The organism is Arthrobacter sp. UYCu712 (assembly GCF_040547005.1).
Taxonomy (GTDB): domain Bacteria; phylum Actinomycetota; class Actinomycetes; order Actinomycetales; family Micrococcaceae; genus Arthrobacter.
On record NZ_JBEPOZ010000045.1, the window covers coordinates 1 to 9,861 of the forward strand.

11 protein-coding genes and 3 pseudogenes are annotated in these 9,861 nt (G+C 60.5%); 8 read left to right on the forward strand and 6 right to left on the reverse strand.

All coding sequences use genetic code 11. The features are described from left to right. A pseudogene (locus ABIB51_RS22615) lies at positions 1–179 on the forward strand (IS30 family transposase); the annotation flags it as partial. A gap of 686 nt (positions 180–865) precedes the next feature. Beyond that, the gene (locus ABIB51_RS22620) at positions 866–1,369 is read left to right on the forward strand and encodes a GNAT family N-acetyltransferase (protein WP_354191609.1); all 504 of its coding nucleotides are present in this window, start codon (positions 866–868) and stop codon (positions 1,367–1,369) included. Between the two features lie 170 nt (positions 1,370–1,539). Here the strand turns inward: ABIB51_RS22620 and ABIB51_RS22625 are convergent, their stop codons facing one another. After that, the gene (locus ABIB51_RS22625; protein WP_354191610.1) at positions 1,540–2,217 is read right to left on the reverse strand and encodes an FMN-dependent NADH-azoreductase; all 678 of its coding nucleotides are present in this window, start codon (positions 2,215–2,217) and stop codon (positions 1,540–1,542) included. 416 nt (positions 2,218–2,633) lie between these two features. On the opposite strand from ABIB51_RS22625, the gene ABIB51_RS22630 reads away from it, so the two are divergent. The 3 genes and pseudogenes from ABIB51_RS22630 to ABIB51_RS22640 all read left to right on the forward strand — a co-directional run bounded on the left by ABIB51_RS22630 (position 2,634) and on the right by ABIB51_RS22640 (position 4,413). Beyond that, the gene (locus ABIB51_RS22630) at positions 2,634–3,041 is read left to right on the forward strand and encodes a winged helix-turn-helix transcriptional regulator (protein ID WP_354191611.1); all 408 of its coding nucleotides are present in this window, start codon (positions 2,634–2,636) and stop codon (positions 3,039–3,041) included. A 294-nt stretch (positions 3,042–3,335) separates the two neighbouring features. Continuing rightward, a pseudogene (locus ABIB51_RS22635) lies at positions 3,336–3,761 on the forward strand (IS30 family transposase); the annotation flags it as partial. Between the two features lie 430 nt (positions 3,762–4,191). After that, positions 4,192–4,413: an META domain-containing protein gene (locus ABIB51_RS22640; protein ID WP_354191613.1), complete on the forward strand. Its 222-nt coding sequence runs from the start codon at positions 4,192–4,194 to the stop codon at positions 4,411–4,413. Between the two features lie 122 nt (positions 4,414–4,535). Here the strand turns inward: ABIB51_RS22640 and ABIB51_RS22645 are convergent, their stop codons facing one another. The 3 genes from ABIB51_RS22645 to ABIB51_RS22655 form a co-directional block, all read right to left on the reverse strand. Further along, positions 4,536–4,994, reverse strand: a complete 459-nt coding sequence (locus ABIB51_RS22645) for a hypothetical protein (RefSeq protein ID WP_354191614.1) — start codon at positions 4,992–4,994, stop codon at positions 4,536–4,538. Positions 4,995–5,117: 123 nt separating this feature from the next. Next, positions 5,118–5,657 carry an NUDIX hydrolase gene (locus ABIB51_RS22650; RefSeq protein WP_354191615.1) on the reverse strand — a complete coding sequence of 180 codons (540 nt, stop codon included), beginning with the start codon at positions 5,655–5,657 and terminating at the stop codon, positions 5,118–5,120. 277 nt (positions 5,658–5,934) lie between these two features. After that, positions 5,935–6,399 carry a hypothetical protein gene (locus ABIB51_RS22655; RefSeq protein ID WP_354191617.1) on the reverse strand — a complete coding sequence of 155 codons (465 nt, stop codon included), beginning with the start codon at positions 6,397–6,399 and terminating at the stop codon, positions 5,935–5,937. Between the two features lie 286 nt (positions 6,400–6,685). Here ABIB51_RS22655 and ABIB51_RS22660 point away from each other — a divergent pair, with 286 nt between their 5' ends. Further along, a complete protein-coding gene (locus ABIB51_RS22660; RefSeq protein ID WP_354191619.1) occupies positions 6,686–7,141 on the forward strand; it encodes a GNAT family N-acetyltransferase in 456 nt (151 codons plus the stop codon). A gap of 13 nt (positions 7,142–7,154) precedes the next feature. Here the strand turns inward: ABIB51_RS22660 and ABIB51_RS22665 are convergent. Next, a pseudogene (locus ABIB51_RS22665) lies at positions 7,155–7,559 on the reverse strand (IS30 family transposase); the annotation flags it as partial. 130 nt (positions 7,560–7,689) lie between these two features. Here ABIB51_RS22665 and ABIB51_RS22670 point away from each other — a divergent pair. Next, positions 7,690–8,046 (forward strand): alpha/beta fold hydrolase, encoded by a 357-nt coding sequence (locus tag ABIB51_RS22670; RefSeq protein ID WP_354191620.1) that lies wholly within the window; start codon positions 7,690–7,692, stop codon positions 8,044–8,046. A gap of 167 nt (positions 8,047–8,213) precedes the next feature. Then, on the forward strand, positions 8,214–9,035 hold the full coding sequence (locus ABIB51_RS22675; RefSeq protein ID WP_354191621.1) for an isocitrate lyase/PEP mutase family protein: 822 nt from the start codon (positions 8,214–8,216) through the stop codon (positions 9,033–9,035). 127 nt (positions 9,036–9,162) lie between these two features. Here the strand turns inward: ABIB51_RS22675 and ABIB51_RS22680 are convergent. After that, on the reverse strand, positions 9,163–9,861 hold a 699-nt coding region (locus ABIB51_RS22680), incomplete at its 5' end, for an IS30 family transposase (protein ID WP_354191623.1).

Consider the following 9,861-nt stretch of genomic DNA (forward strand, 5'->3'; position numbering starts at 1 on the left):
GCCAGTACTTCCCCCAGGGCACCGACCTGTCCGTGCACTCACCCGAGCGGCTGCGCGAAGTCGCAGCCGAACTCAACGACCGACCCCGCAAGACCTTGGGCGGCATCACCCCCGCCCAAGCCATGGAACGGCTACTATTTGAACCAGAAAAACCCGCCGCCGTTGCAACGACCGCCTGAATCCGCCGATCGTTCACCGGACGCCAGCGCGTTGGTGCCTTTCGGATGCTTGCCTGGTGAGCGCCTGCAAGGCGATAGGCGGGGATTGGAAGAGGCTCTCGCCCCTGGCATTGTGTAGCGCCGGCCAGAGGCTCGCAGCCCAGGCAACCTCACGCTGTTCAGCGGTGAACACTTGGCCTCTCGCCCGTTCATAGCAATCAATGAATTCTTCCGAAGCTTCCAAGGACGCAAGTGTCGGGACGGTAGTGCTGGCGAATGCTCCCGAGGCTGCACCGACAATAGCCGCGGCCGGAAGGGCCACGAGGCTGTCCAAATCGTGGACCGCCCAAGGGCTGGCACCTTCCCAGCGAAGATTCTGGCTCTCCCAGTCTCCATGGCCGGCAACCAGGGGAAGCGCCGCTCGGGCGAGCCGATCGGAAACGGTGCGGGCAATCGCGTGCACGTGCCCGGGCACGCGGTCCTGGTCCATGGCGTCCACAACTGGATTTGGAGGCCACAAGCTACCGGTCGGGGGATTCCAATGCATCCACGGTGGAGGCGTGCCAAGGCCGGTCGTGATCCTACAAACAGGAACCCAGACGGCAGGTTCCCACGATGGCCATTCCCTACAGACCAGGTGCCTTCCTCTGTTCCGAAAGCCGATCGGCTTGCGGGCCTTAGCCACGCGCTCGAACTAGAGTCATTGGATGCTAACGCCACAACCGACTGATCGTTTGAAGTTTCGTGAGATGACTGCTGCGGACCTCGACGACATGACCGCGTTGCTCGGAGATCCTCAGGTGATGCGCTTCTACCCTGCACCCAAGTCTCAGGACGAAGCAGCAAGCTGGATTCATTGGAACCAAGAGAACTACGCGGAGCACGGGTACGGCCTGTGGATTGTCGAGACGCATGACGGAGAGTTCATAGGCGACTGCGGGCTGACATGGCAGCAGGTGAACGGCGCGCAGAAGCTTGAGGTCGGGTACCACGTGCGTTCCGACCTACACGGCCAGGGGTACGCGACAGAAGCAGCCGCTGCTTGTCGCGACTACGCCCGAGAACACGTCGAAGCCACCGAACTGATAGCGATCATCCATCCGGATAACCGAGCTTCTGAGCGGGTAGCTGAGAAAATCGGAATGCACCGCGTCGCTGATGACCGAGGCGGGAACATCCCCGTCCGAACAGTCCTCAGCATGCAGCTGTAGATACGTCCGAGTCTGGCGCGCCGCTGGGCGACGGCTTTCCGGCTCAGCTGGAGCAGGGCCGGCTGAGTCCCGGTTCCTCTTTTGGGCAAGTGCGTGAAGAGTTGGCCATGAAGGTGAAGGTCTTGCCCGAGGATTAGGTACCCGAAATGCCGATGCGCACTGCGTCCGACTTAGTCGTTGATGAGCTGGAGGGTTCCAACGTCGCTGAGCTTGCCGGCGAACTCGAAGGCTGCGTCGGAGAGCTCGGCCTCGGCGACCTTGCGCGTGCCGTCCACGTCGCCGTTGAGCGCAGTAGGGGCGAAACGGACGTGGGTGGCGTCATCAATGCCTACGAAGTTCAGCCAGTCAGCGAAAAAGGTGCTGCTGAAATCAGAACCGAAGGCGGCCGGCACGCCGGGGGCGTAAACACCGCTGGTGTGGATAGCGAGGGCCTGCTTGCCTTCCATCAGGCCGCGGTAGCCCTTTTCCGGGTCGAAACCGAAGCTCCAACCGGGCTGTGTGATGATATCAATCCACTGCTTCAGGACGTAGGGAACACCGGCGTTCCACATGGGGATGTTGAACACGTAAGCATCGGCAGCGGCAAACTGGTCAAACACGGCGCGAGCTGATTCCCACGCGTTAATCTGCTCCGGCGTCTGGTCCTGACCAGAGAACACAGCCATCTTGGCAGCCGCCGCGGTCCGGCCGAAAACCGGCAGCGCACCGTCATTGAACAGGTCCAAGGTTTCCAGCTCAAAGCTCTCCGGACCGGCAGCCTGGACGGAATCGATGAAATGCCGGGCTAACCGAAGGGAGTCGCTGTTGGCGTAGCGGGGAGAGGCATTGATGTGGAGGATGGTAGGCATTGGCTTCCTTTCAAAGCTTTACTAATAGGCACTTTGTGCCTCATCGATCCTGACCTAGACCTCAGCGCTGGCGTAAGAACGCACAATTTTGTGCCTAGGGCACTCCAAAGTGCCTTCCCCGCAAGGGCTCCAACCCCTGAACTAATTCAAGGAATCTTCAAGTGGAAGAATCCGATACCCCCGCCCAAGCCCTACGTGTCAGGCTGGAACGGTACCAGGGGCTCATAGCAAGTCCGATTGATCGCGTGGGGCGAGAACCAGGAATCCAATAGTCATGTCCAGTCCAGTTTTGAGTGCGGTACGCGAAAGGCGTTCCCGCGACAGCCGCTTAGGGATTGTCCACGTTTTCCTTCCATATCTACCCCCCCACGTATGCTGGGCTCCACGAGTTACTCGGATGAGAAGAGTATTGGGGAATGACTCTCACGGCTGAACAGAAACGTCAGACAGCACAGAAACACTACAACGCTTCCTTGGACCTATGCCCGGCACGCCAACTGCTTGAGGCCATCAGCAGCAAATGGGTAACGCTGGTAATGCTCGCCTTGGTGGACGGCCAGCAGCGCCACAGTGACCTCCGCAAGAGAATTCCGGGGGCCAGCCAGAAGATGCTCACCTCCACGCTGCGCTCGTTGGAACGTGACGGACTGGTTTCCCGGCACGTCACGGTGTCAGTTCCCGTGCGGACAGATTACGAGCTCACCCCCCGCGGTCACTCGCTTCTCCGGATCGTCTTTGAAATGAAGGGATGGGCCGAGGAGCACATGGATGACGTGGCCACCTCCCGCATGGAGCACGACAGGCACAAGCTCACCTTCAACTAGCGCTTCCGCCTCAGGCATGCATCTGATTCCCCTGCATTATGCCGACGGAAGTGTCAGAGCACAGGCACGCGTTCGCCGTCACCTTCGAAGGAAAACCAAGTAGGTGCCAGCACGGTTCCACCGTTAGACGGCACTTCCTGCTGCCACCCTAAGCTCTATGGCAGTGGTGGCTGGCGTAATTGGCGATTCGGAGTGGATCGTTTTTGGGGGCACCATGCGGATGCGCCGGATCTGCAATTCAAACGGGGCCAGATACGTCCGTCTCTGCGGGGCCAAAGACACTTGACATACTCAGGCAACCAGTCCGCGATCGGGACCCTCGTGGAGAGAACCACCAACTACACGATGCTCGTTCACCTGCCGGATGGCTACAAAGCAGAACAAATGCGCGACGCCCTGGCAGCCAAGATCAAGACGCTTCCCGAGGCGCTGAGGCATTCCCTCACCTGGGACCAGGGCATCGAGATGCAGGACTGGAAAACCGTGAAAATAGACGCCGGCATCGACATCTACTTCTGCGACCCGCACTCACCCTGGCAGCGCGGCATCAACGAGAACACCAATGGCCTGCTGCGCCAGTACTTTCCCAAAGGCACCGACCTGAGCATCCACAGCGCGACAGACCTCGACTGGGTCGCCCAGGAACTCAACGACCGGCCACGCAAAAGACTAGAGTTCAGAAAGCCGGTCGAATTGATCGAAGGACTCCTGTTGCAATGACCGCCTGAATCCGCCGATCGTTCAACGAGCACTTTCGGGATTCATGAAAAACTCGGCCGTCTGCGTATAGGCTCCCATCAACGTCCACCTTCAGGGGAGCACAATGAAGCGCAATCGGTTGTGGCAATACACGGTTCCCCTCCTACTTCTCGGCATGCTGTTGACATCTTGCGGAGACACGAAAACGGGCGAACCGGGAACTGCCATACCCACGCCCAGCTCCACCAGCTCGGCTACGTCCACCAGCTCAACCCTTGGCTCGACCAGCACCACGCCACCCCAAAAAACATGTGCGGCGTTCCTACCAACGACCCAGTGCTCCCGATACGCCAGTGTTTCCGGCACGGCCGGCGGCAATGATCTACCCTGGGTGGCCTCCGGCGGCGTCAAGGCATGGTTGACCTCCGTGAACGGAGAGCTTCAGTTGACCGTGACTACCAGATGCGGCCCCCTGGGCGGGCAGGCGACAATCACCGGGAACACGCTTACTGTCAGGAACATTGCCACCGGAGCGATGGGGTGCGCGGGCGATGTCGGCGAACAGCATCTGTGGGTGATGGAGTTCCTGAAGCGGCCCATCGAACTGACATTCAGCCAGGGCACTCTCAGCTGGAAGAGCGGAACAGACACACTCAGCTTCAAGAGCGAGTAACAGCCCGCCCACCCACTTCGATCTTCCTTGTGCGAACCGCAACTGGATAGGACAAGCCGATCCCTAAGCATGGCCGCTCTCGTGGGACGCGCGTCCCTAAGACGGCCCCGTTAAGGGAACGTTCAGTGCGCCTGCTTTTGGCCGGTGGAATGGTATCGGCGGATAAGCCGTCGAGTATGAAAAGTTGCCAGCAACCCGGAGACTGTGGCGAAGCCGGCTCCGAATCCTGCCAGCGCCAACCCGGTTGCTCCCAATACGTGGAAAGCGATGACGGTGTAAACGGCCGTCACCGCGGCTGCTCCCAACCCAGCGGTGAGCGCGCGTGGCAGCACGACTGATAAGGACGTACTGGCGTCAATCCAAAGCGCCGCTACCGAACCGGCACCCGTTGCCAGCCCGGCAACGGCTCCGACAACGAGCCCAAGCATGGCCATGAAGAATATCTGGCCGCCATTCATGCCCCAGAGCCCAAACTGCTCCGGATACAGGACTGCCTGAACGGTCGAAAACGAGGAGATGCCCGCGCTGATACACGCACCCAGCAGGGCACCGCTGGAAACAGCCCGAATCAGGAGAGGCAACGCTACTGTCTTTATATTTCGCACGGCTGCCGGACCCATATTCGACACCCTAGCGGACGGCGTAGGAGAAGTAGCGCCGCCTGCACTGGCAACAGTGGACAACGGCTGTTCGCAGCCGATGCGTCAGCCAATCAGTGAGATTGCCCTGCACCGGACGTATTCCAAGCGCGCACCGAAGCCTGTTGGCACCTGATCGGGCAGTTCGTCGATTGGGAACCATCGGACGTCCTCGCTTTCAGCGCTCACGGCGATCTCGACATCAGGGTCGACGGTTGCAGCAAATCCAACATCCCAATGGGCGGTGCATGAGAATCCCGCGTGCAGATCGTGGCGGTCAAGATCAACGATCGCGGTAGATAGCAGGACAACGTCGACAATTCCGGACTCCTCGCGGGCCTCCCTTTGCGCTGCTTCCGCCACCGATGCGTCCTTCGACTCGATATGACCGCCGAACTGCACCCAGAACTGCCCCTTGCGGTGGAAGCACAGAAGAACACGGTCGAATGCAGGTGAAAAGACGAAGCAGGACCCTGTGACATGCTCCGGGCCGCCATCGCGACGCAACGCCGCGTCCCCGGCAAAGGTCAAGAACCGCAGATACGCGTCTCGCGATCCTGACTGAGGAACTTCCTGGAGGCTGGCGAGCAGATCGTCAAGAGGCATGCTGCCATCTTGGCGCACAAGACAACGAACAACTCAATGCCGCGACAAAGGGGCCGGTGTAGGTAGTCGAGTCGCGCCCGTAAGCCGGTCGTCCACCGGACGTCCCGGCGCTGCCCCTGGGCCTTCTTCACATCCGCGTGTGTGACTTTGGGCGATAAATGGCGGCCTTTTCACACCGCTATTTGGCGCACTGTGCAGCCCGCAAGGGGATGGTAGCGCGGCTCGTTTCCCTCACCGGGACCTGCCCCGCATCGACCTCTGCTGACGCTTCCGTAGCTCAGGCCCGCCGCGGAGGCCTGGTGAGGAGGAGCAGGATCGCCGAAGTCACGACAACGGCCGCAAAGACGGCGGCCAAGTGAATCCAGAGTGCCGCGCCGTTGTACATGGTAATACCAACTGTCAGCAGCGCGGCCGCCAGGAGCGCGGTGACCGCCTTGTTTTCTCGCCGAAGGCCGGCAAGAAGCATCAGTGACGGAACGGCGTACCAGGCCACGCTGGCCGGGCCCATCGCATTGATCTGGGTGATCACGGCCCCGCTTCCCGGAATCACGCTAACCAGCGGCTCGAAGAACATCGAAGTGCAATGGAGAATCAGACCCGCCAGACCTGCCGCTGTCAGGCCCAGGTCCAGGGTGGTGAGCTGGGTTGCCAGCCTTTTCGGGGGCAGTCCCGGTACCAGAAGTCGCGAGAGTAACAACGACAGGACAACGACGGCGAGCCCCACCACATACACAGTCGACATGTGCACAGACTACAGAGTCCGGCGTGAGGGAATGCGGTCTGCCCTCCATGATCCAACAGCGGCCAGGCCCGATGCGATGAACACTCCTCCACCTCGCATCCACGAACACGCGGCGCCCAAGCCAGATATGTGGATTTGATCGCTATGTGGCGGCGTTCTGTGATCGCTATATGGCGCATAAGTGTCGGTAAGCCGATCCCTGAACGGACACCAGAGCGTCCGATGATCCACCGGCTTAAGGGCTCTCTTTATGGGCGCGGTTAACGCTTCTCGGTACGCTCTATCCATGCAGATCCGCGAAGCGACCCTGGATGACCTGAGACCTGTGGACTCGATCTGTGATGCCAGCGACCGCGCGCGCTGGCCAGCAGAAATGATCGCCCCGATAAACGAGCGGGTCGTATTGGTAGCGGCCATACAAGATGAGATCGTCGGCGTAGCCAAGACGCACTTCCACAGCGAACCCGATGGCAAAGCCCCTGCGGGCCACTATCTAGGGGGCGTCGTCATCACTCCGGATTTCCGACGGCGGGGAATCGGTTCTGCTCTCACCCGGGCGCGGCTGGAATGGATCTGGTCTCAGTCTTCGAGCGTTTACTACTTCGCGAACGAACACAACACGGCATCCATCAGAATGCACGAGACTCTGGGTTTCCAGTCCGTCGGCCGATTCGCGGAGATTCGCGGGGTGACAGCCGACGACGGTCGATCAGAATTGGTCCTCTTCGAAGCGTCCCGATAAACGATCGGCGGATTCAGGCGGTCGTTGCAACGACGGGTTTTTCTGGTTCAAATAGTAGCCGTTCCATGGCTTGGGCGGGGGTGATGCCGCCCAGGGTCTTGCGGGGTCGGTCGTTGAGTTCGGCTGCGACTTCGAGCAGCCGCTCGGGTGAGTGCACGGACAGGTCGGTGCCCTTGGGGAAGTACTGGCGTAGGAGTCCGTTGGTATTCTCGTTGGTGCCGCGCTGCCAGGGTGAGTGCGGATCGCAAAAGTAGATGTCCATGTTGGTCGCCATGGTGATCTGGCGGTGTTGGGCAAGCTCGGTGCCCTGGTCCCAGGTCAGCGACTTGCACAGGTGCTCCGGCAGGGTCTTGATCGTCGCCAGCAGGCCGTCACGGACAGCGACGGCGCCGTGGTCGTCGGGCAGGTGGACGAGCATCGCCCTTCAGGCTGCGGCCACCGGCGCCGACGTCTTGTCACTGGTCCTCCACGAACCGGTCATGTCGCCGTTCGGGCGAGAACAAGTCCGCCCTCTTCAGGAGGCCCGACGACTCAATGACCTGGACTCCATGGTCGAAATCGTAAACCGGGACATCTCCGGATACGACCAGGCCCACGTCGAGCGGCTGCGCAGCAATAGCCGGTTGTGGAACCACCTACGGGAACTCGCAGAGCCCTTGGCAGACGAGATTCATGCCCTCAACTGCTTCACCGTCGATCTCCAGCTCTACAGCACCCTCCAGACGCCCACGACTGTGCTGTACGGAACACACAGCGGCCGGATGTATCAGGATCCGTGCCTGAAGATTGCTGACGCCCTGCCATTGCCCAACACCACACCACTAGAAGGCCACGACCATCTGATCCACCTCACGTCCCCCGCCGTCCTGGCCAAGGCCATCCACTCCTGTATCAACCAAATCTGAACGCTGCCAGGCACGGGCCGGCCAGATCAGAGCACCGGGGTCGCCACGCGCACGTTGCAGGATCCCTCACCGGACACTTCGCCGGGAGGAGCGAAGTTTTTTGGGCCTCCATGGCCACGTCCGATATCCGCCAGCACGGGTGAGGCCTGAGTGGTGTACTGATTCTCATGAACAGCAACCTCGTCGAAACCGCAAACCTGTTCCGGTCTCTCCATGACGCAACTCGGCCACTTGCACTCAGCAACGCGTGGGACGTTGCCAGCGCCCTCGTTACACAAGCGGCTGGCGCTTCTGCAATAGCCACGACCAGTGCGGGTGTGGCCTGGGCACTTGGACTCCCTGACGGCAATAGGCTCAGCCGGGTCTCGGCTGTCGAAAGCATCGCTCGCATCGTAGCTGCAGTCACGGTACCAGTCACCGCAGATCTTGAAGATGGGTATGCCGATTCTCCGGAAGAGCTCATCGTGACGGTAGAAAGCGTCCTCGAGGCAGGAGCAGTAGGAATCAACATTGAGGACGGGTCTCGCACGCCTCAGGACTTCGCTGCGCGCATAGCTGCATCGCGAAGGACAGCCGATCTCGCCGGTATTCCCTTATTCGTCAATGCCCGAACTGATGTTTTCCTAGGAGGGATTGGGGATCCCGCCAATCGACTCGCCGAGACTCTTGCCCGGGCATCGCGGTATATCGATGCTGGCGCCGATGGTGTGTTCATCCCAGGGATTGTCGACATTGAGACCATTGCTGCACTCACGTCCGGGGTCGACGCCCCAGTCAACGTGATGGCAGGGCCTGGAGCTCCCAACGTTCGCGACCTGGGCAGACTTGGTGTCTCCCGCGTGAGCCTAGGCTCCAGCGTCGCGCAAGCAGCTTATGCCGTCGCTGCACAAGCGGCCGCGAACCTGTTGTCCACGGGGGACTATGCCGCACTACTCGGTGGCATGGATTACGGGAAGTTGAATAGCCTAATGGCACGTAGTCACGCGTAATGGTGGCAACACTGCGGTCGACTAAAAAATTGCGTATGAAAAGTCAGGGAACGGCTAGAACGTGCCCGCAAGCCGGCGGCTCAACGGCCACTTGATCGCCCGATAGAGGATCGGCGGATTCGGGCGGTCATTGCAACAGGAGTCCTTCGATCATTTCGACCGGTTTTCTGAACTCTAGTCTTTTGCGTGGCCGGTCGTTGAGTTCCTGGGCGACCCAGTCGAGGTCTGTCGCGCTGTGGATGCTCAGGTCCGTGCCTTTGGGAAAGTACTGGCGCAGCAGGCCATTGGTGTTTTCGTTGATGCCCCGCTGCCAGGGTGAGTGCGGGTCGCAGAAGTAGATGTCGATGCCGGCGTCTATTTTCACGGTTTTCCAGTCCTGCATCTCGATGCCCTGGTTCCAGGTGAGGGAATGCCTCAGCGCCTCGGGGAGCGTCTTGATCTTGGCCGCCAGTGCATCACGCATTTGTTCGGCTTTGTAGCCATCCGGCAGGTGAACGAGCATCGTGTAGTTGGTGGTTCTCTCCACGAGGGTCCCGATCGCGGACTGGTTGCCTTTGCCGATGATGAGGTCGCCCTCCCAGTGCCCTGGCACCGCACGGTCCTGAACCTCGGGCGGACGTTCGGAGATATTGATCATCCCGGGGATCCGGTTCTTCCGCTGGCCGGCCTTCCTGCAGGGCTGCCTGAGCGCACGTCCGGTGCGTAAACACGCGGCCAGATCACGGTTGAGTGCTCCGCGGGACTGAACGTAGAGGGACTGGTAAATGGTCTCAGGTGACACCCGCATCTCCGGCTCATCGGGAAACTCAACCCGCAGTCGTCCTGC

Bases quoted from the DNA above. Each gene is read 5' to 3' on its own strand.
- ABIB51_RS22630 (WP_354191611.1), top strand. From the start codon at position 2,634: ATGACTCTCACGGCTGAACAGAAACGTCAGACAGCACAGAAACACTAC.
- ABIB51_RS22625 (WP_354191610.1), bottom strand. From the start codon at position 2,217: ATGCCTACCATCCTCCACATCAATGCCTCTCCCCGCTACGCCAACAGC.
- ABIB51_RS22620 (WP_354191609.1), top strand. From the start codon at position 866: ATGCTAACGCCACAACCGACTGATCGTTTGAAGTTTCGTGAGATGACT.
- ABIB51_RS22670 (WP_354191620.1), top strand. From the start codon at position 7,690: ATGGTCGAAATCGTAAACCGGGACATCTCCGGATACGACCAGGCCCAC.
- ABIB51_RS22660 (WP_354191619.1), top strand. From the start codon at position 6,686: ATGCAGATCCGCGAAGCGACCCTGGATGACCTGAGACCTGTGGACTCG.
- ABIB51_RS22675 (WP_354191621.1), top strand. From the start codon at position 8,214: ATGAACAGCAACCTCGTCGAAACCGCAAACCTGTTCCGGTCTCTCCAT.
- ABIB51_RS22655 (WP_354191617.1), bottom strand. From the start codon at position 6,399: ATGTCGACTGTGTATGTGGTGGGGCTCGCCGTCGTTGTCCTGTCGTTG.
- ABIB51_RS22650 (WP_354191615.1), bottom strand. From the start codon at position 5,657: ATGCCTCTTGACGATCTGCTCGCCAGCCTCCAGGAAGTTCCTCAGTCA.